The following is a 25712-nucleotide window of genomic DNA, read 5'->3' as shown; positions in this document are numbered from 1 at the left end:
CACACCGCCGCCGGACCGGTCAACGCCTCAGCAACCACGGGAACCGCGGCCACCCATCCCCCTCACCGACGGAAGGGGACACACCCGAAGCGGGGGTCAATCCAGCGGGAGGGCCTGGTGCGCGGCGACGATCATGTCGATCCGGTGCGCAAGGTCGAAATCTGCGGCGGTGAGCCGGTACCCGGCGTCGTGCGTCGTGATGGACGCCCGCAGGTGATCGATGCGCAGATCGAGGTCGGCATGATGGTGGATCCGCCGGGACCGGTCCGCGATGGTCACGATCGCCGCCACCGCGGCGTGGTAGCGGATCTCGTACACACGGGTGATCTCGTCACCCTTCCGCTCCCAGCCCGGCAGGCCTCCCAGGCGCTCCGCAATCTCCTGGTCGGACAGCGGCTTCGGTACGGCCATGTCAGCCCCCCTCGTTCACAGGCGCCAGGACCTCGGCCAGGTCCCGGCCTACCGGGGCATCGTGCCACGGACGCATCACCCGCTCCAGAGTGGCGAGTTCACGGCACATACGCGCGGACCGGGTCTCGACGGCGATCTCCACTGCCTGGCGGGCGATCTCGACCGCGTGGTCGGGATCCCTCGCCGCAGCCGCCGCCGTGGCCTGTCGGGCTAGGTACACACCACGGTCCCGGCGAGCGGTGGCGGGTACTCCGTCCAGGACCTGCGCCCAGAGCGAGCCTGCTTCCCGACCAAGACCGAGTCGTCCGTAACACGTGGCGCGCTGCACTTCCAGGTACCCCGGAGTCCTGCGACAGGCATTGCCCCAGGGCAAGTCATCGTCGACACGGGAGAGAAGTCCCCCGGCCGCATCGATGAGCCGATCGACGGCGGTCCGGTCACCCGTGAGGCTGGCGCCGTGCGCTTGCTGCTGCATGGCCATGATCCTCACCTTGGGAAAGAGTCCGTCCGATTCGTCGAGGACGGCCTCACACAGGTCGATGACCCCGCAGCCATCGCCAAGATCCGTACGGACCTGAGCCTGGTTCACCAGGCTGTACCCGATGAGGTGCGGGTCGCGGGACCTGACCGCGATCTCCTGGGTGACGCCCCTCCAGAACGCGGCAGCGCCGAGATCGCCCGCGTCCTGGTAAAGCCAGCCGACGAGCGCGGCATAGGCAGCCCCGGCGCGCAGGAGACCACGCCGTACCTCGCCTTTCGCTGAACGGATGAGCTTGTCGATCAGTTGGTACTGCGCGCTGACGGTACCGATCAGATCGTGAGGGCCGAGGTACATGTCGGCTCGGTAGTGCCCTTCGAGCTGCTGCTGGAAGTAGTCGACGAGGGCGGGGTCGACGTGCTGGGGCGCGGTCGGCCCGGCAAGGAGAGCCGCGGCGGTAGCGGATACGAACTGCCGTCGGTTCACGGCGCCCTCTTGGTGTGTCTCGGGACGGATCCAGCCGTCGGGCGTCGTGAATCCCAGATCCTCGGGCCACTGGCCGAACACGTCGTGCAACACGACAGCGGTCTCCGCAGGCGGCCAGCCCGGGCGCTCGCCCTCCCACCGCCGCCACGTGCGCGGCGACACGTCGAAGTGCCGATCGTCGAGGAGCTGCCGCCCATGTGCGGATAAACCCTTCGCGGCCTGGTCCATGGTGCGCCAGCCGACGCGAAGTCGCGCTGCCCGGAGAGCGTCATTGCGGTGGCCCATGGCCCCAGCTTGAGGTGTCATCGCATCTGTCCCCGGCCATGGCCGCCACGTGGCCACCGATGGCCGCACGATGACCTATCTGCCCCTCTTCGTGCCAGCCCATCATCGGCCCATGAACACGAACAGCGCAGACGAACGCCCCAAGCCAACGCACACAGCTCCCACTTGGCCCGCCCCGCCAGCGAACCCCAGCCCCCAGCTGGTGGCCCGTGCCAATGCCGGCTGGCAGCGGTTCCTGCGCAGCGCAGGTGAGCGGTCCGATGTCTGAGGCCTACGAGTACCAACCGCACCCCTTGCTGCGCCGTCGGGTGCGCGATGTCGCGTCCGGTGCGGAGGGCGAGCTGATGGCAGTGATCAACGAGAACGTCTCGGCCGTGGCCGCCCGGGAGTACTGGATGGATCTGGCCTACATCCGGGCCGCATCGGGCCGTGAATTCTCCACGTCGGTCGACAACGTGGAACCTGCCACGGACCCGAGCGCCAGCCGGACGGAGCCCAACACGCTCAATCCGGGACCCGCCCCCGTCCCTCATGAGCGCGCCCAGACGGCCGCCGGACGCCATGCCGACCGAAGCGCGTAGCGATCTGTCGCGTGGCGCTCGCCTGCCCGACGCCGATGGGGGGGTGGTCGCTGTCCGGCTACGGCTGGGCCGCCCCGAACCGGAGCGGGTCTGTTCACGGGACCCGGCTGGGCAGCCGGGCGTTCCCGGGACCGGGCCTTGGCGGCGCTGATGCCGCCCTGCTCAAGGCCTGTGCCCGGTGACCGTCCTTTTGGGGCTTCCCGGCAGTCCTTGTCTTTCCGGGGCGGGGCGGGCGGTCAAGGGCGGCCGAAGGCCGTCGCGGAGCGACGCGACCGCAGGGAGCGTCCTTGAGGGCCCGGCCCGACACGGAGAGACGATGGGACTGGCGGGAAACCCCAAACCCTCCCCGATGCCGATCAGTGGGCTACCGGCCCCGAAGCCCTGGTCTTGCAGGCGGCGCTTGCCTGAGCGAAATGCTGCCCGTGCCGACCCCGGGGGGCGGGTGGGCAGCCACCGCCGCGCGGTGGTGGAGCAAGGGGGTGAAGGCCCCGCCCCGGCGAAGCCCCCGAAGCCCCCGAAGCCCCGGCCGCGCCGACAGCGCCCGCCCGCGTCGCGGGCCCCGTACCCGCGTCACCGCCGCAGGCCCCGTACCGGCGCTGCCCGGGGCGTACGGCTCCGCGCCGCAGGTGCCCCGTACCGAGTCCGTCAGGACGGGAGGTGGTCCAGGCGGCGGAGGATCACGCCCTCGCGGAGGGCCCAGGGGCAGATTTCCAGTTCGTCCACGCCGAAGAGGTCCATCGCGCCCTCCGCGACCAGGGCTCCCGCCAGCAGCTGGGACGCGCGGCCCTCCGAGACGCCCGGGAGGGCGGAGCGCTGGGCGGTGGTCATCGCCGCGAGCCGCGGGACCCACTCCTCCAGGGACTTGCGGGTCAGGTCCCGCTGGACGTACAGGCCGTCCGCCGAGCGGGCCGCGCCCGCGATGCGGGCCAGCTGACGGAAGGTCTTCGACGTCGCCACCACGTGGTCCGGCGCCCCGAACCGGCTGAACTCCCCGACCGTACGGGCGATCTGGGCCCGCGCGTGCCGCCGCAGCGCCCGTACGTCCGCCGGGTCCGGCGGGTCGCCCGGCAGCCAGCCCGTGGTGAGGCGGCCCGCGCCCAGCGGCAGCGAGACCGCCGCGTCGGGGTCCTCGTCGATGCCGTACGCGATCTCCAGCGAGCCGCCGCCGATGTCGAGGACCAGCAGCTTGCCCGCGGACCAGCCGAACCAGCGCCGGGCGGCCAGGAACGTCAGGCGCGCCTCGTCCTCACCGCTCAGGATGGGCAGGTCGACGCCGGTCTCGGCCAGCACCCTGGCCAGGACCTCGTCCGCGTTCGTGGCCTCGCGCACGGCGCTGGTCGCGAAGGGGACCACGTCCTCGCAGCCCTTGTCCTCGGCGGCCTGCGCCGCCTCGCCGATCACCGAGACGAGGCGCTCGACGCCCTCCGGGGTGACCGCTCCGCGCTCGTCGAGCAGCTCCGCCAGCCGCAATTCCACCTTGTGCGAGTGCGCCGGCTGCGGGCGCGCGCCGGGGTGCGCGTCCACCACCAGCAGATGGATCGTGTTCGAACCCACATCGAGGACACCGAGTCTCATACGAGGAAACGCTACTGTGCGGCTGGAGTATGGGTGACGTAAGGGGCCCTTAGGCTTGGGTTTGTGCCAAATACGAAGAAGGCCAACAAGTCCAAGGCGACCAAGAAGACCAAGGCCAAGGCCTCGGTTGCCCGTGACGATGAGAAGGGGCTCGACTTCCCCCGGGCCTGGGTGGAGTTCCCCGACCCCGCCGACGCCGAGCAGATCTTCCGCTGCGACCTGACCTGGCTCACCTCCCGCTGGACGTGCATCTTCGGCAGCGGCTGCCAGGGCATCCAGGCCGGGCGGGCCGACGACGGCTGCTGCACCCTCGGCGCGCACTTCTCGGACGAGGACGACGAGAAGCGGGTCGCCGAGCACGTGGCGCGGCTGACCCCCGAGCTGTGGCAGTTCCACGACGTCGGCAGCGAGACCGGGTGGACGCAGCACGACGACGACGGGGAGAAGCAGACCCGCCGCTGGGACGGCGCGTGCATCTTCCTCAACCGGCCGGGCTTCCCCGCCGGGGCGGGCTGCTCGCTGCACATCCTGGCGCTCAAGAGCGGCCAGGAGCCGTTGGAGACCAAGCCGGACGTGTGCTGGCAGCTGCCGATCCGCCGGACGTACGAGTGGATCGACCGGCCCGACGACACCCGCGTGCTCCAGGTGTCGATCGGCGAGTACGACCGGCGCGGCTGGGGTCCGGGCGGGCACGACCTGCACTGGTGGTGCACGTCGGCGACGTCCGCGCACGGCGCCGGCGATCCGGTGTACGTGTCGTACCGCGCCGAGCTGACCGAGCTGATGGGCAAGGAGGGGTACGAGGCCCTCGTGAAGCTGTGCGAGGCGCGGCTTTCCTCGCTGCTGCCGATGGCACCGCACCCCGCCGACCCCGCCACCCCGTAAGCCTCAGGACGGCCCCGGCCCGCTCGGGTCCGCCGGCGGGCCAACCGTTCCTCCTGCCGAGGCGCTCGCCGTCGGGGTCGGGGTCGGCGTGGGGGTCGGCGTCGGAGTCGGGGTTTCCGTCGGCTTCGGCGTGGGCGGCGGCGTCGGGCTCGGTGTCGGCGTCGGGTCCGCGGGCTCCGGCGTGGGCGCCGGGCGGCCGCGGCCCTGGATGGAGATCACCGCGCCGCCCGGCTCCACCCCGATCCGGGCGGACCAGGCACCCACCGGCTGGGCCGCGGTGTCGACGGTGATCCACACCGTGGACGATTCACCGGGATCCAGCGTGCCCGCGGAGCGGCTCGCCCTCAGCCAGGGAGCGTCGGACCAGAGCTGCCAGTCCACCGGGGCCCCGCCGGACGCGGTCAGCGTGAGCATGGTGGTGCCCCCGTGCGAGGAGGCGGCGACGGAGAGCCGCCCGGGGGTCCCCGCCCGGTCGCCGGGGGCGCCGGTCGCCCCGGCGCTGATCACCTCGACGGAGACGTCCGAGCCGTCCGGGTCCGCGCCGCCCGGGGCGAAGCCGGGCTCACCGGTGGCGTGCGCGGTGTTGCCGGCGTTCTCGTACCCGCGCAGCGGGCGGCCGTCCTGCCGCAGGGCCGGGAAATCGGACTCGCTCGCGGAGATCCGGGTGGAGTCCGTGCCGACGGGCTCGCCGGTCTCCGGGGCGCCGCGGTACGCCGCCCACAGCGCGAGGACCGGGGCCGCGACGACGGTGGCGACGACGGTGGTGGTCACGGCCCGCGCGCGCAGCCGGTCGCGGCGGGCCGCGCGGTCCCGGGGGGCCATCGGGAAGCCGGTGCGGTCGAAGCGCGGGCCGTTCCGGCGCCCGCGGCGGCCGCCGGAACGGACCATGGCCGCGCGGACGGCGGTGCGCGGGGCGGGGACCAGCGGGAGGGCGGCGTCGATGCCGCCGGTACCGGGCCAGGGGGACGCGGCGTCGGCGCGTTCGGCGACGCGGCGGCAGCGCGGGCAGTCGTCGACGTGGCGGACCAGCTCGGCGCGCAGGGTGGTGGACAGCAGCACCTGCCCGTCGCCGTCACCGGTGAGCCGGGATACGGACGGGCAGCCGCCGGTCTCGACGACGGCGAGGGCGGCGCGGGTCCGCTCCACCTCACAGGCGGCGCCGGCCAGCAGCTCCCGGGCGAGGGCGGGGGGCGTGCCGAGGACGGCGGCGAGTTCGGGGAGGCCGAGGCGGTGGCGGACGGCGAGTTCGAGGGCCTCGCGCTGCGCGGGTGTGGTCCCGGCGGCCTCGGGCCAGGCGAGCCGGGCCAGCTCGGTGCGCCGGTACGCGCTCACGTCGAGGGAGGCGGAACGGTACGCCTCCGGCGCGCGCTCGGCGTGATCGGCGTGATCGGCGTGATCGGCGTGATCGGCGTGATCGGTGCGATCGGTGTGCTCGGTGCGATCGGCGTTCCTGCGCCCCGGCGTGCGCCGGGCGGAATGCGCTCCCTGCCGGGTCCGCCGGTGCTCGGCCAGCCGCCGCAGGCAGGCCCAGCGGGCGAGGGCGTACAGCCAGGCCCGCCGGTCGCCCTCGTGGGGACATCGGCCGGGGTACCGCTCGGCGACGGCGAGGACCTCGGCGAGGACCTCGGTGGCGGCGTCGTGGTCGCAGAGGACCGACAGGCAGTAGGTGAACAGGCCGTCCAGGTACGGCTCATACCGGAACGGGGGCGGCACCTGAGGTGCCTGGGACGGCTGGGACGGCTGGTGCGCCCGGGACCGCTGTTCTCGATCGAGGCCTTCGAGACCTGCAAGGCCTGCGAGGCCCTCGCGGTCTTCTTCGAGACCCTCGGGGCGTTCAGGGGGGCCCGTGGGAGGCGTGCGCCCGTGCGCCCGGTGTGCGCCGGCGCGCTGGGCGGGGCTCTCCTGATTGCTGCTGTTCACCCTGGCGAAGGTAGGCCGCACGCCGGTGACGGCCGTGAAGCCTTCAGCTGTTTTAGCCCTTACGGGTGAACAGATCGAACGTGTGCTGACTGCGGCCCTGACGCCGTGCCGTCCGCCGGGCCATCCGCCGGGCCGCCCGCCGCGCTGCCCGGCCGAGCGGTCGGCGCTGTCACAGGCTCCGGATACCGTGGGCCGCATGGCTGCCCGTACATCTCGTTCATCCGCCAAGGACCGGCCGTCCTACCGCTGCTCCGAGTGCGGCTGGACGACCGCGAAATGGCTCGGGCGGTGCCCCGAGTGCCAGGCGTGGGGCACCGTGGAGGAGATGGGCGGCGCGCCCGCCGTACGGACCACCGCCGCCGGCCGGGTCTCGGCGCCCGCCCTCCCGATCGCGCAGGTCGACGGCCGGACTGCGACCGCCCGCAGCACGGGCGTGGACGAGCTGGACCGGGTCCTCGGCGGCGGGCTCGTGCCCGGCGCCGTCGTCCTGCTGGCCGGGGAGCCTGGCGTCGGGAAGTCGACGCTGCTGCTCGACGTCGCGGCGAAGGCGGCCGGCGAAGCGCACCGCACCCTCTACGTCACGGGCGAGGAGTCGGCGAGCCAGGTGCGGCTGCGGGCCGACCGGATCAACGCGCTCAACGACCACCTCTTCCTCGCCGCCGAGACCGATCTCTCCGCCGTACTGGGCCACCTCGACGCCGTACAGCCCTCGTTGCTGGTCCTGGACTCCGTACAGACCGTCGCCTCGCCCGAGATCGACGGCGCGCCCGGCGGCATGGCCCAGGTCCGCGAGGTGGCCGGGGCCCTGATCCGCGCCTCCAAGGAGCGCGGGATGGCCACCCTGCTGGTCGGGCACGTCACCAAGGACGGGGCGATCGCCGGCCCCCGTCTGCTGGAGCACCTCGTCGACGTGGTCCTCAGCTTCGAGGGCGACCGGCACGCGCGGCTGCGCCTCGTACGCGGCGTGAAGAACCGGTACGGCGCCACCGACGAGGTCGGCTGCTTCGAACTGCACGACGAGGGGATCACCGGGCTCGCCGACCCGAGCGGGCTGTTCCTGACCCGGCGCGCGGAGGCCGTCCCCGGGACCTGCCTGACGGTGACCCTGGAGGGCAAGCGCCCGCTCGTCGCCGAGGTGCAGGCGCTGACCGTGGACTCGCAGATCCCCTCGCCCCGGCGGACCACCTCGGGCCTGGAGACCTCGCGCGTCTCGATGATGCTGGCGGTGCTGGAGCAGCGCGGCCGGATCACCGCGCTCGGCAAGCGCGACATCTACTCCGCCACCGTGGGCGGGGTGAAGCTGACCGAGCCGGCCGCCGACCTGGCGATCGCCCTCGCACTGGCCTCGGCGGCGAGCGACGTGCCGCTGCCGAAGAACCTCGTGGCGATCGGCGAGGTCGGGCTCGCGGGCGAGGTCCGGCGGGTGACGGGCGTACAGCGGCGGCTCGCCGAGGCGCACCGGCTCGGCTTCACGCACGCGCTGGTGCCCGGCGATCCGGGGAAGGTGCCGGCCGGGATGAAGGTGATCGAGGTCGCGGACATGGGCGAGGCCCTGCGGGTCCTGCCGCGCGGGCGTTCGCGGGCGGCGGCCAAGGAGTAAAGGGAGTGGCGGCCGAGGAGTAGCCGCTGGTGAGGGGGTCCGTACGGGGCCCCGCGGGAGTGCACCTGGCCAAGCCACGGCGGGCGCGCAGCGCACGCCGGTAGACTTTGTGCTGGTCCGCCCGGCCGTACGCAGGCGGCGCAACCCGCAACCGGAGGAGTGCAGTGGCAGCCAAGGACGGGGCAGCAGCATCCGGGAAGTCGGGCGCGAGCTCCAAGCAGGAGGCCATGATGCGCGCCTCGCTGAGCGCGGTCGCACCTGGTCAGCCCCTACGCGACGGTCTGGAACGGATCGTCCGCGGCAACACCGGCGGCCTGATCGTCCTCGGGATGGACAAGTCCGTCGAGGCGATGTGCACGGGCGGTTTCGTCCTGGACGTCGAGTTCACCGCGACCCGGCTGCGCGAGCTGTGCAAGCTCGACGGCGCGCTGATCCTGGACAAGGACCTCAGCAAGATCCTGCGGGCGGGCGTCCAGCTGGTGCCGGACGCCTCGATCCCGACGGAGGAGACGGGGACGCGGCACCGGACCGCGGACCGGGTCTCCAAGCAGTGCGGCTTCCCGGTGGTGTCGGTGTCGCAGTCGATGCGGCTGATCGCGCTGTACGTGGACGGGGAGCGGCGGGTTCTGGAGGAGTCCGGGGCGATCCTGTCGCGGGCGAACCAGGCACTGGCCACGCTGGAGCGGTACAAGCTCCGCCTGGACGAGGTCGCCGGGACGCTGTCCGCGCTGGAGATCGAGGACCTGGTCACGGTGCGCGACGTGACGGCGGTCGCGCAGCGGCTGGAAATGGTTCGCCGCATTGCCACGGAAATCGCTGAATACGTGGTCGAGCTGGGCACGGACGGACGACTGTTGTCGCTCCAGCTGGACGAGCTGACGGTCGGCATCGAGCAGGAGCGGGAGCTGGTGATCCGGGACTACGTGCCGGAGCCGACGGCGAAGCGCTCCCGCACGGTGGAGGAGGCGCTGCCGGCGCTCGACGCGCTGACTCATCCGGAACTGCTGGAGCTGGCGATCGTGGCGCGGGCCCTGGGGTACACGGGCTCGCCCGAGACCCTGGACTCGGCGGTGTCCCCGCGGGGCTACCGGCTGCTGGCGAAGGTTCCGCGGCTGCCGGGGGCCATCATCGAGCGGCTGGTCGAGCACTTCGGCGGCCTGCAGAAGCTGCTGGCCGCGTCGGTGGACGACCTCCAGGCCGTGGACGGCGTCGGTGAGGCCCGTGCGCGCAGCGTGCGCGAGGGGCTGTCCCGGCTGGCGGAGTCCTCGATCCTCGAACGCTACGTCTGACCGAGGCGTCCGGGGGCTCCGCTCCCCGGACGCCTCGGTCCTTCCCAGTCCTTCCCAGTCCTGGTCAGTCCTGCTCAGTCCTGCTCAGTCCTGCTTCAGGACGAACGAGGTCCGGGCCACCGGCATGCCCGGGGACTTGACCTCCACCACGTACGTGTCCGGGGCCGCGGCCCCCGCCGGAGGCGTCTGGCACTGGTCGGGGGCGCTGAACTTCCTGTCCCACTCCAGCGACTGCTTCGTCTCGCCCTGCGCCGGCACCCGGAAGAACGCGTTGCCCGCGCCCGACGGGCAGTCCGCCGAGGACCAGACCGCCTTGCTCGTGCTCGCCTGAAGGATGGTCAGGACCGCCTGCTTCGGGCCGAGATCGACCTTGCAGGTCGTGCCGGAGACATTGCGCGCGACCAGTTCGAGGCGGGGCTTCTCGCTCGTCTCGTACTCGTTCTTCACGCTCTTGACCTCCCACTGGAGCCCGCCCGGGGCACATGTGGGGAGGGGGGAGTCCGCCGGGACCTGGGGCGGGGCGCCACCCGTACCGCCGCTGCCGCCGGAACCGGCGCCACCGCCCGAAGCGGAACCCGTGCCCGGAGTGCCGCCCGGTTCACCGTTCTTGCCCGCGCCGCCGCCCGACTCCGCACGCCCGCCCGGTGCCTGACTGATCGCCGGCCCCGTCCCCGCCGGCCCGGGGGTGATCGACATGACGGGCTTCGGCGCCTTGTCGCCGCCCTTGCCGTTCGTACTCGACCTGCCCCCACCGGAACTGACGGTCCATACGGCGAGGAGCGCGAGCAGGGCGACGACGGACGCCAGCACAGCCCTCCGTCGCCAGTAGATGGAGGAGGGGAGCGGCCCGACCGGATTGCGCATAGATCCCACGGACGGAACTTTACGAGAGTCCGCGGCCCGATCCGCGCCCCACATGCCGCGCAACCGGCTTGTTTTGCCGATGATCATCCTGCGGGCCGACCTCCGACCGTCGAGAATCGGCCAAGAGTCCCATGCCGGACTTGATCGGCTTTGGGTACGGTCGGTGAGCATGGACTCCTCCGGCCTCTACCGCGACATCACCGACTCCGCCCGCTCCGCACCCGGCTGGGTGCGGTCGGCGTTCGAGGTCTGGACGGAGTACGGGCTGCTGCTCTTCGGCCTCCTCTTCATAGCCGTGTGGTGGCGTGCGCGCGCCGAAGCAGGCCCGCGGGCCGTCGCCCTCGCCGTCGCCGCGCCGCTCGCCACAGCCCTCGCGTACGTCGCCTCCGAGCTCGTGAAGTCCGCCGTGGACGAGGAACGGCCCTGCCGGGCGGTCGCCGGGGCGGCCGCCCCGCTCGTCGCCTGCCCGGCCCCCGGCGACTGGTCGTTCCCCAGCAACCACTCGGCCATCGCCGGCGCCGCCGCCGTCGCGCTGGCCCTCGCCGTACGCCGCCTCGCGCTGCTGACCGTCCCGCTCGCGGTGCTGATGGCCTTCTCCCGCGTCTTCGTCGGCGTCCACTACCCCCACGACGTACTGGCCGGCCTGCTGCTCGGCGGGGCGCTGGCCGCGTTCGCCGTCCCCGCCCTGACCGGTCCGATCAGTACGATCACCACCGCCATGCGGGCGAGCGGAGGCCGCGCCGCTGTCTGGTTCACCGGCCCGGGCCCCGCGCAACAGCCGTGAAACGTGTCAGGATGCCGTTGCCATGACTGCATCCACCAGCCCTTCCCCCGAGACGTCCCGCGACGCGTCCCACGCGCTGCACTCCCCGGTCATCGCCTGGTTCGAGGAGCACGCCCGCGACCTGCCCTGGCGCCGCCCCGAGGCCGGCCCCTGGGGGGTCATGGTCAGCGAGTTCATGCTCCAGCAGACCCCCGTCAGCCGGGTCCTGCCCGTATACGAGCAGTGGCTCGCCCGGTGGCCCCGCCCCGCCGACCTGGCCGCCGAGGCCCCCGGCGAGGCGGTACGGGCCTGGGGGCGGCTCGGCTACCCGCGGCGGGCCCTGCGCCTGCACGGCGCGGCCGTCGCGATAACGGAGCGGCACGGGGGCGACGTACCGCGGGAGCACGCGCAGCTGCTCGCGCTGCCCGGGATCGGCGAGTACACGGCGGCGGCCGTCGCCTCCTTCGCGTACGGGCAGCGGCACGCCGTGCTCGACACCAACGTGCGCCGGGTCTTCGCCCGCACCACGACCGGGGTCGAGTACCCGCCGAACGCCACCACCGCGGCCGAGCGGCGCCTGGCCCGGGCCCTGCTGCCCGAGGACGAGGACACCGCGGCCCGCTGGGCGGCGGCGTCGATGGAGCTCGGCGCCCTGGTGTGCACCGCCAAGTCCCCGGACTGTGCCCGCTGCCCGGTGGCCGGGCTGTGTGCGTGGCGACTGGCCGGGAAGCCGGCCCACGACGGGCCGCCGCGGCGCGGGCAAACGTACGCGGGGACCGACCGGCAGGTGCGCGGCAAGCTGCTCGCGGTGCTGCGGGACGCGGTCGGGCCGGTTCCGCAGGCCGTCCTCGACACCGTCTGGGACGAGCCCGTGCAGCGGGCCCGGGCGCTTGACGGGCTGGTCTCGGACGGGCTGGTCGAGCCGCTCGCGGCGGGGATGTACCGGCTGCCGCAGGGCACCCCCGCGGCGACCCCCTCAAGCGCCCCCACGAGCACCCCCACGAGCCCCGCCGCGAGCACCCCGGCGAGCCCCTCCACAAGCTGAGCCAGAGGTTCCGTTTATCCCGGCGAAACCCCAGCTCACGGCACTGTTACACAACCTATGGGTGTCCGTGCGCCCACCGAAGGCTGGCCCGCACAGGCCCGTGACAACCCCTCCGTAACTTCAAATCCGTAAGGCGAGAGGCAACGGACGAGCGGTTGCACGGGACGGAGGCGGTCTGAGATGGCGCACGGCGAGGTACTCGGATTCGAAGAGTACGTACGCACTCGGCAGGACGCGCTCCTGCGCAGTGCCCGGCGCCTGGTTCCGGACCCCACGGACGCGCAGGACCTCCTGCAGACCGCCTTGGTGCGCACGTACGGCCGCTGGGACGGCATCGCCGACAAGTCCCTGGCCGACGCCTACATGCGCCGCGTCATGATCAACACCCGTACCGAGTGGTGGCGCGCCCGCAAGCTCGAAGAGGTCCCCACCGAGCAGCTCCCGGACGCGAGCGTCGAGGACGGCTCCGACCAGCGCGCCGACCGCGCCCTGCTGATGGACATCCTCAAGGTGCTCGCGCCCAAGCAGCGCAGCGTCGTCGTGCTGCGACACTGGGAGCAGATGAGCACCGAGGAGACCGCCGCCGCGCTCGGGATGTCTGCGGGTACTGTGAAGAGCACTCTGCACCGCGCACTGGCCCGTCTCCGGCAGGAACTGGAGAGCCGGGATCTGGACATGCGCGCGCTGGAGCGCGGTGACCACCGCGGTGACCACACCATCAGGTACGAGGGGCGTGAGCGGTGCGCGGCCTGAACGGCCAATGCCCGAGGGGCAGAAGTTCGCTGGTGCTGATGTCGGCGGGGACGGTCGTCCTCGCCGGCACTGTGCTGTTCGCGGCCGGATGCAGCGCGGGCGGGACCGGCCTGCGCGACGGCGGGCCCGCCCACACCGACCCGGTGTCCAAGAGCGGCTCGCCGACGGCCACCCCGCCCGACCACGTCCCGGCCACGACCGGCGCGTCGGGCAGGCCCTCCAAGAAGGTCGATCCCGTCGCCCTGCTCCAGGCGGACCCCAAGGTCAGCGCCGAGGTCAAGCGGGACCTCAAGCCCTGCACGGGCAAGGAGTACCCGATCGACGTGAGCTACGGGAAAGTCACCGGGAACTCGGTCGTCGACATCGTCGTCAACGTGCTGTCCTGCGCCGACGCGCTGGGGCGGGGCTCGTACGTGTACAGGTCGGCGGGCGGGACGTACGAGAATGTGTTCTCGGACGAGCAGTCGCCCGTCTACGCGGAGATCGACCGGGGCGACCTGGTGGTCACCAGGCCGGTGTACGGCAAGAGCGACCCGCTCGCGTACCCGTCCGGCGAGGACGTGATCACGTACCGCTGGGACGGGGACAAGTTCGGCGAGCAGGACCGGGTGCACAGCGACTACAGCAACATCGACGGCGGGGCCCAGCCCGCTCCCGCCGTCACCCAGAAGAACTGACGTACCGAAGAACCGAGGCGAGGCTTCCGCATGGCCGAGACCCATGTCCTGTTCGTGGAGGACGACGACGTCATCCGTGAGGCCACGACCCTGGCGCTGGAACGCGACGGGTTCGTGGTCACGGCCATGCCCGACGGCCTGTCCGGTCTGGAGTCCTTCCGGGCCGACCGCCCGGACATCGCCCTCCTCGACGTGATGGTGCCCGGCATGGACGGCGTGAGCCTGTGCCGCCGGATCCGCGACGAGTCCACCGTCCCGGTGATCATGCTGTCGGCGCGCGCCGACTCCATCGACGTCGTCCTGGGCCTGGAGGCCGGCGCCGACGACTACGTCACCAAGCCCTTCGACGGCTCGGTCCTCGTCGCCCGCATCCGCGCGGTGCTGCGCCGCTTCGGCCACGCCGGCGGCCCGCAGAACGGCCGGCCGGGCGCGAACGGCGAGGACGACTCCGAGGAGCGCGGGGTCCTGGCCTTCGGCGACCTGGAGGTCGACACCGAGGGCATGGAGGTCCGCAAGGCCGGAGCCCCGGTGGCGCTGACGCCGACCGAGATGCGGCTGCTCCTGGAATTCTCCTCCGCGCCCGGCACCGTTCTCTCGCGCGACCGCCTGCTGGAGCGGGTCTGGGACTACGACTGGGGCGGCGACACCCGCGTCGTGGACGTCCACGTCCAGCGGCTGCGCACCAAGATCGGGCAGGACCGAATCGAAACGGTCCGAGGATTCGGATACAAGCTGAAGGCATGAGGCGCTTCACCCTCCGTACGGGGATCCGCTGGAAGATCACGCTCGCCATCGCCGCCGTCGGCGCGCTCGTCGCCGTGGCGCTGAGCCTGGTCGTGCACAGTGCTGCCCGCGTGTCGATGCTGGAGAGCGCCCGCGAGGCCCAGCTCGCCAACGTGAACGTCATCGCCCGCTTCGTCGAGGCCGGGCGCAAGCCGGTCCTGGGGGCGAAGATCAACGACCCCGAACTGCCCGCCGCGCTGCGCGAGAAGGCGCGATCGGGGCGGCGCGGGACGTACGTCCAGGAGTCGCGCAGGGGCGTGCCCCAGGTGTGGGCCGCGGTGCCGCTCGGGAACGGGCAGGTGCTGTCGCTGCACAACGAGTTCAAGGAGAGCGCCAACATGGTGCGCGACCTGGACCGGGCCCTGGTCGTCGGGTCGATCTCCGTCGTGGTCGCGGGAGCGGCGCTCGGCGTGCTCATCGGCGGGCAGATCTCGCGCCGGCTGCGCAAGGCCGCGGCCGCCGCGCAGCGGGTGGCGCACGGGGATCCCGACGTACGGGTGCGGGACGCGGTCGGGGGCGTCGTACGGGACGAGACCGACGACCTCGCACGGGCCGTGGACGCCATGGCCGACGCGCTCCAGCAGCGTCTGGAGGCCGAGCGGCGGGTGACCGCGGACATCGCGCACGAGCTGCGGACCCCGGTGACGGGCCTGCTCACGGCGGCGGAACTGCTGCCTCCGGGGCGGCCGACCGAGCTGGTGCGGGACCGGGCACAGGCGATGCGGGCGCTGGTCGAGGACGTACTGGAGGTGGCCCGGCTGGACAGCGCGTCCGAGCGGGCGGAGCTGCAGGACGTGGCGCTGGGCGAGTTCGTGAGCCGGCGGGTGACCGCGCTGATGCCGGAGGCGTCGGTACGGGTGGTCGCGGACGAGATAGTCAGCACCGACCCGCGGCGGCTGGAGCGGATCCTGGGCAACCTGCTGGCCAATGCAGCGCGGTACGGGCAGCCCCCGGTCCAGGTCGACATCGAGGGCCGGGTCGTACGGGTCCGGGACTACGGGCCGGGCTTCCCGGAGGCGCTGCTGCGCGAGGGGCCGAGCCGGTTCCGCACCGGGTCGACGGACCGGGCGGGCGTCGGGCACGGGCTGGGGCTGACCATCGCGGAGGGGCAGGCGCGGGTGCTGGGAGCCCGGCTGACGTTCCGCAACGTGGCGGCCCCGGGCGGCGTGGACCGCGAGGGCGCCGCGGCGGGCGCGGTGGCGGTGCTGTGGCTGCCGGAGCACGCGCCGACGGCGACGGGGAGCTTCCCGATCATCAAGCTGTCGGGGTAGGGGAGTTGGGGCGGTCCGGGCCGGTGGGCGCCGGTGCCGTGCCGACGGGGCCCGCTCTGGGACCGGTTCCCGGAGCCCGATCGGACCGGTATCGGACCGGCATCGGACCAGGACCGGGTCGTACGGACGTACGGGCCGGTGTTTTAGCATCCCCTGCATGACCGACGGTACGAATCCCCCCAGCAACCCTCAGCCCCAGCCCGCCCCCGGGGACGGGGGCTACGGGTTCCCGCCGGTTCCGCCGGCCCCCGCGAACGGCTACGGCTACCCGCCCGGTCCGCCGGCACAGGGCGGCGGCGGTGGTTTCGGCCCGGCCCCGCAGCAGTGGGCCCAGGGGCTCCCGGACATGGGCGCGCCGGTGCCGCCCGGCGCCCCGGGCGGCCCTGGAATCCCCGGGCCCCCCGGCCCGTTCGCGCCGCAGTCGGACCAGCCCGACTGGGAGGCCATGGCGGACCGCTCGGCGGCCGAGAGGCGCAAGAAGCGGCTGTGGATGATCGGCGGCACGGTGACCGTACTGGCGCTGCTCGCCGGCGGAGGAGCGTTCCTGCTGCTGGGCGGCGACAAGGGAGGGAACGAGGCGGTGGACGACAAGCAGTCCCCGCCCGCGTCCGAGTCGGCCTCCCCCTCCCCCAGCGGGTCGAAGAGCAAGGCGCCGGTCGACAACACCCCGACCGTCAAGGACGACCCGACGCAGATCCGGGACCGCAGCGGAAAGGCCCCGCTGAAGATGGGCGCCGACGCCGGGGTCTTCCCGATCGAGAAGCGCTTCGAGATCCGTACGAAGGGCAACGAGAACTCGTACGCCGAGTCCGAGAAGCGCGTGGTGGACACGGCCAAGAGCTTCACCGTCTCGGCCCACGTCTGGAACCGGGCCCCGAAGGGGCGCCAGATCGCCGTCAGCCAGGGCAACGAGAAGTCCTTCTCGTTCGAGCTGGGCCTGGACCAGGTGAACGGCAAGCCGACCTGGGTCTTCCGTGTCCAGACGGGCGACCAGGGCGCGGAGGCGACCGCGGTGACCGTCACCGGCGAGAGCCCGAAGATGGAGAAGACCTTCTCCACCCTGACCGGGACCTACGACGCCGAACGCAAGCAGATCGCCCTCTACGTCAACGGGAAGAAGACCGGCGAGGCCCCCGTCCCCGGGATCTTCCAGGCGCAGGGGCCGCTGGAGCTGGCACGCTCCCGCCACGAGGACAAGTGGACCGCGCCGTGGAACGGGGCCATGGAGACCGTGCAGACCTACGCCTCGGTGCTCTCGCCCGCCCAGATCGACACGCTCAAGCCGGGCCGGGTCGACGCGAAGACGAAGCCGACGGGCTCCTGGCTCCTCTACTGAGCCGGTTCGGAGATCCGGATCAGACGGTGACGCCGGCGTTGCGCAGGAACGAGACCGGGTTCACGGCCGAGCCGTAGTTCGGGGTGGTGCGGATCTCGAAGTGGAGGTGCGGGCCGCTGGAGTTTCCGGTGTTGCCGGACAGCGCGATCTGCGAGCCCTTGGTGACCTTCTGGCCGATCCGGACCTGGATCTTCGAGAGGTGCGCGTACTGCGAGTACGTGTTGTTCGCGTGCTTGATCACGATGGCGTTGCCGTACGCCGGACCGTCGCCGCCACCGTTCGGGCCGGCCTTGACGATGGTGCCGGCGGAGGCGGCCTTGACCTGGGTGCCGACGGGGCAGGCGAAGTCCTGGCCCGAGTGCTTGTGGGACCACATGGTGCCGCCCTTGCCGAAGGTGGCGGAGAGCGTGTAGCTCGACACCGGCTTCTGCCAGGCGGCGGCGGCCTTGGCGGCCTGCGCCTTGGCGGCCTGGACCTTGGCCTGGGCCTCGACCAGCGCGGCGGTGCCGGTCAGGGTGGTCTCCGGGGCGGTGTCGGCGAAGGCGGCGGTCGTCCCGGCCCCGAGTGCCAAGGCCGCACCGAGAGCGGTGGCGCCGATGGCGATACGGGTACGACGGATGCTGCTGCGCTTCGCGGACATAAGGAGACCTCCGGGCCGGGGACAAGGACGGTTCGGGCAAGAAGCCACCCGGCACGCTGGAGAGCGGATGCCGGGCTTGCCCACCCTTGGTAACCCGCGTCCCGCCGTATCCCCAAACCTCCCGATTACTACCGGCGCTCGTAGGGCCGGGAGGTGTGACGCAGCCGGTTGACCGCGCCCCAACTGGCCCGAGCCCCCGGCCCGACAGGGGCAAAACGGACATCAAGCCTACGAGACGCCCTAGTAGGTCCGTTTTGCCCTGTGCGGCTTGTCACCGCCGCAGGCCCTCCGCCACCCCGTGAGGGACCAAAGCCCCGCAACCCGAAGAGGGGCGGCCCCGGAACCTTTCGGTTCCGGGGCCGCCCCTCGGTACAGCTGCCGCTTACGCGTTACGCGCCCTTCGACAGGTCCGGGCCCGAGCCCGTGGCCTCGATCGGGGGGAGGTCCGGCAGGGCCGACTTCTCCTCGCCGCGGAAGGTGAACTTGGCCTCTTCGCCGTCACCCTCCTTGCCGACGACCACGATGTGACCGGGGCGCAGCTCGCCGAAGAGGATCTTCTCCGACAGGATGTCCTCGATCTCGCGCTGGATGGTCCGGCGCAGCGGCCGGGCACCCAGGATCGGGTCGTAGCCGCGCTTGGCGAGCAGGAGCTTCGCGTCGCCGCTCAGCTCGATGCCCATGTCGCGGTCCTTCAGGCGCTCGTCGACCTTGGCGATCATCAGGTCGACGATCTGGATGATGTCTTCCTCGGTGAGCTGGTGGAAGACGACCGTGTCGTCGACACGGTTGAGGAACTCGGGCCGGAAGTGCTGCTTGAGCTCTTCGTTGACCTTCGCCTTCATCCGGTCGTAGCCGGTCTTAGTGTCGCCGACAGCGGCGAAACCGAGGTTGAAGCCCTTCGAGATGTCCCGCGTACCCAGGTTGGTCGTCATGATGATGACCGTGTTCTTGAAGTCCACGACCCGGCCCTGGGAGTCGGTCAGGCGACCGTCCTCCAGGATCTGGAGAAGGGAATTGAAGATATCCGGGTGGGCCTTCTCGACCTCGTCGAAGAGGACGACGGAGAACGGCTTGCGGCGCACCTTCTCGGTGAGCTGGCCGCCCTCTTCGTAGCCCACGTAGCCGGGGGGCGAACCGAAGAGGCGCGAAACCGTGTGCTTCTCGCTGAACTCCGACATGTCGAGGGAGATCAGCGCGTCCTCGTCGCCGAAGAGGAATTCGGCGAGCGTCTTGGAGAGCTCGGTCTTACCGACACCGGACGGACCGGCGAAGATGAACGAGCCACCCGGGCGCTTCGGGTCCTTCAGACCCGCACGGGTGCGGCGGATCGCCTGGGAGAGCGCCTTGATGGCGTCCTTCTGGCCGATGACCCGACGGTGGAGCTCGTCTTCCATGCGGAGCAGTCGCGAGGACTCCTCCTCGGTGAGCTTGAAGACGGGAATGCCGGTCGCGGTCGCGAGGACCTCGGCGATGAGCTCGCCGTCGACCTCGGCGACGACGTCCATGTCGCCGGCCTTCCATTCCTTCTCGCGCTTGGCCTTCGCCGCCAGCAGCTGCTTCTCCTTGTCGCGGAGAGAAGCCGCCTTCTCGAAGTCCTGGGAGTCGATGGCCGACTCCTTGTCGCGGCGCACGCCCGCGATCTTCTCGTCGAACTCGCGGAGGTCCGGCGGCGCGGTCATCCGGCGGATGCGCATCCGGGAGCCGGCCTCGTCGATCAGGTCGATCGCCTTGTCCGGCAGGAAGCGGTCCGAGATGTACCGGTCGGCCAGCGTCGCCGCCTGGACCAGGGCCTCGTCCGTGATGGAGACGCGGTGGTGGGCCTCGTAGCGGTCGCGCAGGCCCTTGAGGATCTCGATCGTGTGGGGGAGGGAAGGCTCCGCCACCTGGATCGGCTGGAAGCGGCGCTCAAGGGCCGCGTCCTTCTCGAGGTGCTTGCGGTACTCGTCCAGCGTCGTGGCACCGATGGTCTGGAGCTCACCACGGGCCAGCATGGGCTTGAGGATGCTGGCGGCGTCGATCGCGCCCTCGGCGGCACCCGCACCCACGAGGGTGTGGAGCTCGTCGATGAACAGGATGATGTCGCCGCGGGTGCGGATCTCCTTGAGCACCTTCTTCAGGCGCTCCTCGAAGTCACCGCGGTAGCGGGAGCCCGCGACCAGGGCGCCGAGGTCCAGGGTGTAGAGGTGCTTGTCCTTGAGGGTCTCGGGCACCTCGCCCTTGACGATCGCCTGGGCCAGGCCCTCGACGACGGCGGTCTTGCCGACGCCGGGCTCGCCGATGAGGACCGGGTTGTTCTTGGTACGGCGGGACAGGACCTGCATGACCCGCTCGATCTCCTTCTCGCGCCCGATGACCGGGTCGAGCTTGGATTCGCGGGCGGCCTGCGTGAGATTGCGGCCGAACTGGTCCAGGACGAGGGAGGTCGAGGGGGTGCCCTCGGCCGGGCCGCCGGCCGTGGCCGACTCCTTGCCTCCGCCGGAGTAGCCGGAGAGCAGCTGGATGACCTGCTGCCGGACTCGGTTGAGATCGGCGCCCAGCTTCACCAGGACCTGGGCGGCGACGCCCTCGCCCTCGCGAATGAGGCCGAGCAGGATGTGCTCGGTGCCGATGTAGTTGTGGCCGAGCTGGAGGGCCTCTCGGAGCGAAAGCTCCAGGACCTTCTTCGCCCGCGGGGTGAAGGGGATGTGGCCGGACGGGGCCTGCTGCCCCTGACCGATGATCTCCTCAACCTGCTGGCGAACAGCCTCGAGCGAAATCCCGAGGCTCTCCAGGGCCTTAGCGGCGACACCCTCACCCTCGTGGATCAGACCCAGGAGGATGTGCTCGGTGCCGATGTAGTTGTGGTTGAGCATCCGGGCTTCTTCCTGAGCCAGGACGACAACCCGCCGCGCGCGGTCGGTGAACCTCTCGAACATCGTTTATCGCTCCTCAGAGCGGTCGGGCAGTTCGGGGTCGGTCCCCGCCCTGTCCTTCCGCATGCTAGTCCCGCGGGGCGGGACAGCTCATTCCAACTGCCGACATCCGTCCGCGATCACCCCCACGTCAGTGGGGAAAACCGGCTTCAACAGCCGACAACTGCTCCAACCCGATGGTGCGAGACGATGTTCCCGCAGGCCAGGCAGATACCCGTCACACGTGTACGCCGATGGCGAACGGAAGCCGCTCAAATCAGCGTGTCGCCCCGATCCACTAGGAATGTCTTACCCGTAAGGACTGACACTCCATGCCGGTGGCACCGGTTCCCTCCGCTACGGGCGAACACGATTGCGTCCCGAATGTGGGACTCCACCTCGACGGATGTTTACGTTCCGCATTGAACCCGGCGCTCTGCGTAACTCCCGGGCGCCTGCGGAGTTGCTCCGGGCATGGCCGCCACCGTTCCACCGCCCCGCGTCGCGCCCGAGGATTCACCCGCGGATTCGCCCCGGGACGCGTACGCGTCCTGGTACGAGGAGGTGCTCGGCTGGCCCCTCGCGGGCGGACCGCCCGCCCGGCTGGTCACCGGGGTGCGGTTCGACGTGCTGGAGCTGCCGGCCGATGCCGGGGAGCGGCTGCTGCGCAGACCGGTCGCCACGGGTCCGGTGGCCCTCGCGGGCCGCAGGATGCGGTTCCTGGTGGCCGCGGGGGGCGCGGACGAGCTGGACGGGCTGCTCGACTGGCTGGAGTGGGGCGGGGTCGCCCTGGACCTCACCGCGCTGGGCGCCGGCGGCCGGATCTCGGCCCCGGTCCCGCCGGGACACCCCCAGGGAAGTCCCCGGGGGGCCGCCGTGTGGCTGCGACCCCCCGAGCGGGGGTGTGAGGCACTGCTGCCGTCCCTGCCCGGTCCGGGGCAGGGCGCCGGTCCCCGGCACGGTGGTGCCGGGCCCGACCTCGTACGCCTGGTCGCGGCGGCGGCGACGGAATGCCACCGGGCGCGCCTGTGGCGGCGTACGCCCCTGGGGGCCCCTTCCCTCTCAGGACCGCAGGCCCTGTGGGAACGGGAGGCCGAGGGTCAGCCCTTGGCGTTCTCGTAGGCCTCGCGGATCTCCTGCGGGACGCGCCCGCGGTCGTTGACGCTCATCCCCTGGGCCTTGGCCCACGCGCGGATCTCGGCGGTGTCCGGGTTGCCGGACGTCGCGGCCGTACGGGTCTTGGCGCGACCGCCGGAGGCGCGGCCACCGGTGCGGCGGGCGCCCTTGACGTAGTCGGCGAGCGCGGAGCGCAGCTTCTCCGCGTTGGCGGTGGTGAGGTCGATCTCGTAGGTCTTGCCATCCAGAGCGAACGTCACGGTCTCGTCCGCCTCGCCACCGTCGAGGTCGTCGACAAGAAGGACCTGAACCTTCTGTGCCACCGGGATTTCCTTTCATCGAAAAGCAGTACGCGGAAAGGAAACCGCTTTTCCCTGGAAAACACAAACCCCCGGGGAGAGGTTCGAGACCGCAACGCGGCGGGAAACGTGCGCGATTCGGACATAGGCCACAGGTGCGCGGAGCACCGGAAAAGCCGCCGTGATCGTTCAGAGGTGCAGAAGCATCCGACTGTTGCCCAAGGTGTTCGGCTTCACTCGTTCGAGACCGAGGAACTCGGCGACGCCCTCGTCATAGGAACGCAGGAGCTCCATGTAGACATCCGTCTCGACCGGGGTCTCGCCGATCTCGACGAAGCCGTGCTTCGCGAAGAAGTCCACTTCGAAGGTCAGGCAGAAAACCTTGGCGACACCGAGGGTCCGCGCGGTGTCCAACAACTGTCGCAGCAGCTGATGGCCGACTCCGGCGCCCTTCAACTCGCGGTCGACCGCGAGTGTGCGTACTTCGGCCAGGTCTTCCCACATGACGTGGAGAGCGCCGCAGCCGACCACCCGGCCGTCGGAGTCGCGTTCCGCGACCCAGAACTCCTGGATGTCCTCGTAAAGGACGACCGGGGCTTTGTCGAGGAGGATCCGCTGCTGCACGTACTGGTCGAGGAGGCGGCGCAGCGCGGGAACATCGCCGGTGCGGGCACGGCGGATCGTCACTGTTTTTGCGTGTTCAGCGGAAAACTCACCCATGCCCGGACGCTATCGCCCGGGCTCGGCCCCGCGCCCGGCGGAGTCCCCTTCGGCGGGAGGGGCTTCGGAGGGCGTCGCGGCGGGGGGCTGCGCGGCGGACTCCGCGGACTCGGCGGGCGGCCCGGCGGGCGGCTCGGGCGCCGGCTCGGCGGCCGACCCGTCGTCGTACCCCACGATGCGGAAGGCGTCCCGCAGGGCGTCGCGCTGTTCCGCGGACATCATGCCGAAGAAGGCCACCAGGGCGGCCGCGGGGTTGTCGCTCGTCGACCAGGCTTCGTTCATCAGTGCGGCCGAGTAGGCGGCGCGGGTGGAGACCGCGGTATATCGATAGGCGCGGCCTTCGGCTTCCCGGCGGACCCAGCCCTTCTGATGGAGATTGTCCATAACCGTCATGACCGTGGTGTACGCGATGGACCGTTCCTGCTGGAGGTCTTCCAGTACTTCACGAACAGTGACCGGGCGGTTCCACTGCCACACCCGCGTCATGACCGCGTCTTCGAGTTCTCCCAAGGGGCGAGGCACAACAGCACGATAGTGCGGAATGTGCGGAATTGCCCGGCTATTCGGAAGGCAACGCGCCGCAAAAATACCGGGCGCGGCGTTACGCGGGAGGGGCCGCTTGCGAGAAGGCCGGGCGGGTTACTTGCCGGGCTGGGTCTGCTTGGCGGCCTCGGCGCGGGCGATCACGGCGTCGACGGCCGCGTCTTCCTTGGCCTTGTTGGCGCCGCCCTGGCTCTTCACGATCGTCACGACGAGCGCGATGAAGAAGCCGGCCATCACTACGGGGGGCACGAGCGCGGAAACGTAGTCCATGCCCCCAGCGTAGCTACCCGGCCGCGAGCCCGGCCGCCGGGGGCGGGGTGGGCTTGCGGCGCGGCGGGAACACCTCACCGGGGGTCGGGATGGGCCGCTCGGACGGGCGTTCGGACGGGTGTTCGGGGTGCGCCGGCTCCTTGGGGGCCGGCGCGGGCCGGGCGGGCTCCTCCTTGCCGTCCTTCGCACCCCTGGCCTCCCTGCCCTCCCCGGCCCCCCTGATGTCCTTGCCCCCGGACAGCGCCAGCAGGCGGGTGCGGGGCTGCGGGGTCATGGAGAGCCGACGGCGTACGGAGCGCTCGGCGATGCCCTGGCAGCGCTCCAGCAGCGCCGCCGCGACCGGGTTGGCCCGCAGGGCGCGCAGGGCGGCCAGGTCGTCGGGCGCGGGCTCGTACCCCGCGGCCAGGGCGTCCTGGAGCAGCTCCAGGTAGCCGGAGAGGCTGCCGGGCAGGGCGTCGCGGTAGCGGGCCAGGTCGGCGAGGAGGAACTCTCTGAGCCGCCCCGCCTCCTGGACCGCTTCGTCCACCGACTGCGCGAGGCGCAGACAGTCCTGGACCTCGGTGGTCGTCAGGGGTGCGGGGGCCGTGGAGGACTGGAGGGCGTGGGCGAGCGTTCGCCTGAGCACGTGCAGCTCGGCGGCGCTGAACGCCATGCCGCCGCGGGATCCGTAGGGCGTGGGCATGGGCCGAAGATACGCGCTAATCGGACAAAACCCCCTGAGCGGCATGATTCCGGGCGCGCCGACGATTACCCGTCCGCCTTGACGGCGTCAAGGAAGTCGGCCCAGGCGGACTGGGTCGTGGCCAGAACCAGATGCGCCGGGTCGGCCCGGTCGGCCACGCGGACGAGGTGGCCGGGGGCCGCGGAGACGTAGACGCAGTTGTCTCCTTCGCCGCAGTACGTGGACTTCTGCCAGGCGGGGTGAGCGGTCATGGTGTCTCCTCCGGGGGACGGCTCCGTTGCTTTCCCGTGGAGGGAAGGTAACCGGGAGGCGGCGCCGGACCGATGACTTCGGCGGAAATCGGTGCATCGCTGTTGCACAGGCGGGACAATTCACGCATCTGCGGCGCCCCCGTCAGAGGCGGGCCGTGAAGGCCCGGGCCGCCTCGTGGACCTCCTCGGGGGTCCAGGTGAGGCCGGGAGCCGTGACCGTCACTTCCGTCACCGAGACGCCCGGGACCACCGTCGGGGACCACCTGCGGAAGAGGACCGTGCCCGTCTCCTCCGCCAGGCGGACCCCCGCCTCCGTCAGGCGGTCCGCCTCGTACGGCAGCCAGACCTGGAACTGGTGCGTGTGCGGGGTCTCCGGGTTGATCCGGAACCACGGGACCGGGCCGCCGGCCAGCGCCCCGGCCAGTGCCGAGGCCACCGTGCGGGCCTGGGCCACGTACGACGGCAGGCGCGGGAGCTCCCCGTCCAGGCCGGCCAGCGCCGACAGGGCCTGCGGGAACTGGCGGAAGATCTGGCCCCCGTACCGGTGGCGCCAGATGCGCGCCTCCTCGATCAGGGCGGAGGAGCCCGCCAGGGCCGCGCCGCTGAGGCCGCCGAGCGACTTGTAGAACGAGACGTACACCGAGTCCGCGAGAGCGGCGATCTCCTGGAGCGGCCGCCCGAAGTGCACGGTCGACTCCCACAGCCGGGCCCCGTCGAAATGGACCACCGCGTCCCGTTCGCGGGCCGCGTCGACCAGCGCCCGAAGCTCCTCCCAGGTGGGAAGGAGGAAGCCGGAGTCGCGCAGCGGGAGCTCCAGCATCAGCGTGCCGAAGGGCTCCGCCAGCTCCGCGACCTCCTCCGCCGTCGGCTGGCGCGGGTCCGTCGTCGGGTACACCGTCCGCAGGCCCGAGACCAGCGACAGCGCACCGCCCTCCCACAACTCCGGATGGCTCATCGGGTGCAGTGCGACCACCGGGTTCCCGGTCCGCCCCGCCCAGCAGCGCAGCGCGATCTGCTGGGCCATGGTCCCCGACGGGAAGAAGGCCGCGTCCTCGGTGCCCAGCAGCTCCGCCACCCGCCGCTCCAGCCGGGTCACCACCCCGTCCCCGTACAGGTCGGCCGGCTCGTCCGGATCCGGCGCCGCCAGCCCCGCCAGCAGCTCCCCGACGGTCGCCTCCCGCGCGCCGGGCGAGAGCATCCGGTCCGCCGCACGCCCCGCCGCCAGCAGCCGCTTCGTCAGATCATCGTCATCCGTCATGCCCCCGATCATCTCCGACCGGCCAACACGCCCAGGGGCT

At 71.8% G+C, this 25712-nt stretch carries 26 protein-coding genes; 12 read left to right on the top strand and 14 right to left on the bottom strand.

Going from position 1 to position 25712, the window contains the following annotated elements:
- Positions 1 to 96 precede the first annotated feature (96 nt).
- Both OG509_RS21315 and OG509_RS21310 read right to left on the bottom strand, forming a co-directional pair.
- Positions 97 to 411: a 4a-hydroxytetrahydrobiopterin dehydratase gene (locus OG509_RS21315; RefSeq protein WP_406184040.1), complete on the bottom strand. Its 315-nt coding sequence runs from the start codon at positions 409 to 411 to the stop codon at positions 97 to 99.
- A 1-nt stretch (position 412) separates the two neighbouring features.
- Complete coding sequence (locus OG509_RS21310) at positions 413 to 1660, bottom strand: Twin-arginine translocation pathway signal (RefSeq protein ID WP_406184038.1); 1248 nt, start codon at positions 1658 to 1660, stop codon at positions 413 to 415.
- A 260-nt stretch (positions 1661 to 1920) separates the two neighbouring features.
- On the opposite strand from OG509_RS21310, the gene OG509_RS21305 reads away from it, so the two are divergent.
- The gene (locus OG509_RS21305) at positions 1921 to 2241 is read left to right on the top strand and encodes a hypothetical protein (RefSeq protein WP_406184036.1); all 321 of its coding nucleotides are present in this window, start codon (positions 1921 to 1923) and stop codon (positions 2239 to 2241) included.
- 645 nt (positions 2242 to 2886) lie between these two features.
- Here the strand turns inward: OG509_RS21305 and OG509_RS21300 are convergent.
- A complete protein-coding gene (locus OG509_RS21300; protein ID WP_385591194.1) occupies positions 2887 to 3816 on the bottom strand; it encodes a Ppx/GppA family phosphatase in 930 nt (309 codons plus the stop codon).
- A gap of 63 nt (positions 3817 to 3879) precedes the next feature.
- Between OG509_RS21300 and OG509_RS21295 the strand changes: the two genes are divergently transcribed.
- On the top strand, positions 3880 to 4701 hold the full coding sequence (locus OG509_RS21295) for a hypothetical protein (protein WP_406184035.1): 822 nt from the start codon (positions 3880 to 3882) through the stop codon (positions 4699 to 4701).
- 3 nt (positions 4702 to 4704) lie between these two features.
- Here the strand turns inward: OG509_RS21295 and OG509_RS21290 are convergent, their stop codons facing one another.
- The gene (locus tag OG509_RS21290; RefSeq protein ID WP_406184034.1) at positions 4705 to 6621 is read right to left on the bottom strand and encodes a BACON domain-containing protein; all 1917 of its coding nucleotides are present in this window, start codon (positions 6619 to 6621) and stop codon (positions 4705 to 4707) included.
- Positions 6622 to 6817: 196 nt separating this feature from the next.
- On the opposite strand from OG509_RS21290, the gene radA reads away from it, so the two are divergent.
- Both radA and disA read left to right on the top strand, forming a co-directional pair.
- A complete protein-coding gene (gene radA / locus OG509_RS21285) occupies positions 6818 to 8221 on the top strand; it encodes a DNA repair protein RadA (protein WP_406184033.1) in 1404 nt (467 codons plus the stop codon).
- A 164-nt stretch (positions 8222 to 8385) separates the two neighbouring features.
- Positions 8386 to 9510, top strand: a complete 1125-nt coding sequence (gene disA, locus OG509_RS21280; RefSeq protein WP_406184032.1) for a DNA integrity scanning diadenylate cyclase DisA — start codon at positions 8386 to 8388, stop codon at positions 9508 to 9510.
- An 84-nt stretch (positions 9511 to 9594) separates the two neighbouring features.
- Here the strand turns inward: disA and OG509_RS21275 are convergent, their stop codons facing one another.
- Positions 9595 to 10320 carry a hypothetical protein gene (locus OG509_RS21275; RefSeq protein ID WP_406184030.1) on the bottom strand — a complete coding sequence of 242 codons (726 nt, stop codon included), beginning with the start codon at positions 10318 to 10320 and terminating at the stop codon, positions 9595 to 9597.
- 223 nt (positions 10321 to 10543) lie between these two features.
- Between OG509_RS21275 and OG509_RS21270 the strand changes: the two genes are divergently transcribed.
- The 7 genes from OG509_RS21270 to OG509_RS21240 all read left to right on the top strand — a co-directional run bounded on the left by OG509_RS21270 (position 10544) and on the right by OG509_RS21240 (position 17002).
- Positions 10544 to 11158, top strand: a complete 615-nt coding sequence (locus OG509_RS21270; protein WP_406184029.1) for a phosphatase PAP2 family protein — start codon at positions 10544 to 10546, stop codon at positions 11156 to 11158.
- A gap of 22 nt (positions 11159 to 11180) precedes the next feature.
- Entirely contained in the window at positions 11181 to 12182 is a 1002-nt protein-coding gene (locus OG509_RS21265) for an A/G-specific adenine glycosylase (RefSeq protein WP_406184028.1), read from the top strand.
- Positions 12183 to 12362: 180 nt separating this feature from the next.
- A complete protein-coding gene (locus OG509_RS21260) occupies positions 12363 to 12935 on the top strand; it encodes a SigE family RNA polymerase sigma factor (protein ID WP_048478496.1) in 573 nt (190 codons plus the stop codon).
- 38 nt (positions 12936 to 12973) lie between these two features.
- Positions 12974 to 13612 (top strand): hypothetical protein, encoded by a 639-nt coding sequence (locus OG509_RS21255; RefSeq protein ID WP_406184026.1) that lies wholly within the window; start codon positions 12974 to 12976, stop codon positions 13610 to 13612.
- A gap of 30 nt (positions 13613 to 13642) precedes the next feature.
- A complete protein-coding gene (gene cseB / locus OG509_RS21250; RefSeq protein WP_406184025.1) occupies positions 13643 to 14356 on the top strand; it encodes a two-component system response regulator CseB in 714 nt (237 codons plus the stop codon).
- Entirely contained in the window at positions 14353 to 15666 is a 1314-nt protein-coding gene (gene cseC / locus OG509_RS21245; RefSeq protein WP_406184024.1) for a two-component system sensor histidine kinase CseC, read from the top strand. Before cseB ends, cseC begins: the two co-directional genes overlap by 4 nt.
- Before the next feature lie 157 nt (positions 15667 to 15823).
- Complete coding sequence (locus tag OG509_RS21240; RefSeq protein WP_406184023.1) at positions 15824 to 17002, top strand: LamG-like jellyroll fold domain-containing protein; 1179 nt, start codon at positions 15824 to 15826, stop codon at positions 17000 to 17002.
- A gap of 19 nt (positions 17003 to 17021) precedes the next feature.
- On the opposite strand, the gene OG509_RS21235 is transcribed toward OG509_RS21240, so the two are convergent.
- Together OG509_RS21235 and OG509_RS21230 are read right to left on the bottom strand one after the other, a co-directional pair.
- Entirely contained in the window at positions 17022 to 17642 is a 621-nt protein-coding gene (locus OG509_RS21235) for a M23 family metallopeptidase (protein WP_406184022.1), read from the bottom strand.
- A gap of 389 nt (positions 17643 to 18031) precedes the next feature.
- Positions 18032 to 20557: an ATP-dependent Clp protease ATP-binding subunit gene (locus OG509_RS21230; RefSeq protein WP_365951337.1), complete on the bottom strand. Its 2526-nt coding sequence runs from the start codon at positions 20555 to 20557 to the stop codon at positions 18032 to 18034.
- Between the two features lie 450 nt (positions 20558 to 21007).
- On the opposite strand from OG509_RS21230, the gene OG509_RS21225 reads away from it, so the two are divergent.
- Positions 21008 to 21655, top strand: coding sequence for an SCO3374 family protein (locus OG509_RS21225; RefSeq protein WP_406184021.1), 648 nt, complete (start codon positions 21008 to 21010; stop codon positions 21653 to 21655).
- Here the strand turns inward: OG509_RS21225 and OG509_RS21220 are convergent.
- The 7 genes from OG509_RS21220 to OG509_RS21190 form a co-directional block, all read right to left on the bottom strand.
- Entirely contained in the window at positions 21634 to 21972 is a 339-nt protein-coding gene (locus tag OG509_RS21220; protein WP_030867899.1) for an Lsr2 family protein, read from the bottom strand. The two genes, OG509_RS21225 and OG509_RS21220, sit on opposite strands and share 22 nt — an antisense overlap.
- Before the next feature lie 165 nt (positions 21973 to 22137).
- Positions 22138 to 22668 carry an amino-acid N-acetyltransferase gene (locus tag OG509_RS21215; protein ID WP_053691339.1) on the bottom strand — a complete coding sequence of 177 codons (531 nt, stop codon included), beginning with the start codon at positions 22666 to 22668 and terminating at the stop codon, positions 22138 to 22140.
- A gap of 9 nt (positions 22669 to 22677) precedes the next feature.
- Complete coding sequence (locus OG509_RS21210) at positions 22678 to 23190, bottom strand: BlaI/MecI/CopY family transcriptional regulator (RefSeq protein WP_406184020.1); 513 nt, start codon at positions 23188 to 23190, stop codon at positions 22678 to 22680.
- Between the two features lie 117 nt (positions 23191 to 23307).
- Entirely contained in the window at positions 23308 to 23481 is a 174-nt protein-coding gene (locus tag OG509_RS21205) for a hypothetical protein (protein ID WP_403733235.1), read from the bottom strand.
- A 13-nt stretch (positions 23482 to 23494) separates the two neighbouring features.
- Complete coding sequence (locus OG509_RS21200) at positions 23495 to 24163, bottom strand: hypothetical protein (RefSeq protein ID WP_406184019.1); 669 nt, start codon at positions 24161 to 24163, stop codon at positions 23495 to 23497.
- A gap of 65 nt (positions 24164 to 24228) precedes the next feature.
- Positions 24229 to 24414: a DUF397 domain-containing protein gene (locus OG509_RS21195; RefSeq protein ID WP_030158488.1), complete on the bottom strand. Its 186-nt coding sequence runs from the start codon at positions 24412 to 24414 to the stop codon at positions 24229 to 24231.
- Positions 24415 to 24556: 142 nt separating this feature from the next.
- The gene (locus OG509_RS21190) at positions 24557 to 25672 is read right to left on the bottom strand and encodes a threonine aldolase family protein (protein ID WP_406184017.1); all 1116 of its coding nucleotides are present in this window, start codon (positions 25670 to 25672) and stop codon (positions 24557 to 24559) included.
- Between the last annotated feature and the right edge of the window lie 40 nt (positions 25673 to 25712).

Origin of the sequence: Streptomyces sp. NBC_01006, from assembly GCF_045162725.1 — a bacterium.
Lineage (GTDB): Bacteria > Actinomycetota > Actinomycetes > Streptomycetales > Streptomycetaceae > Streptomyces.
This window is presented reverse-complemented; position numbering and strand designations above follow the sequence as displayed.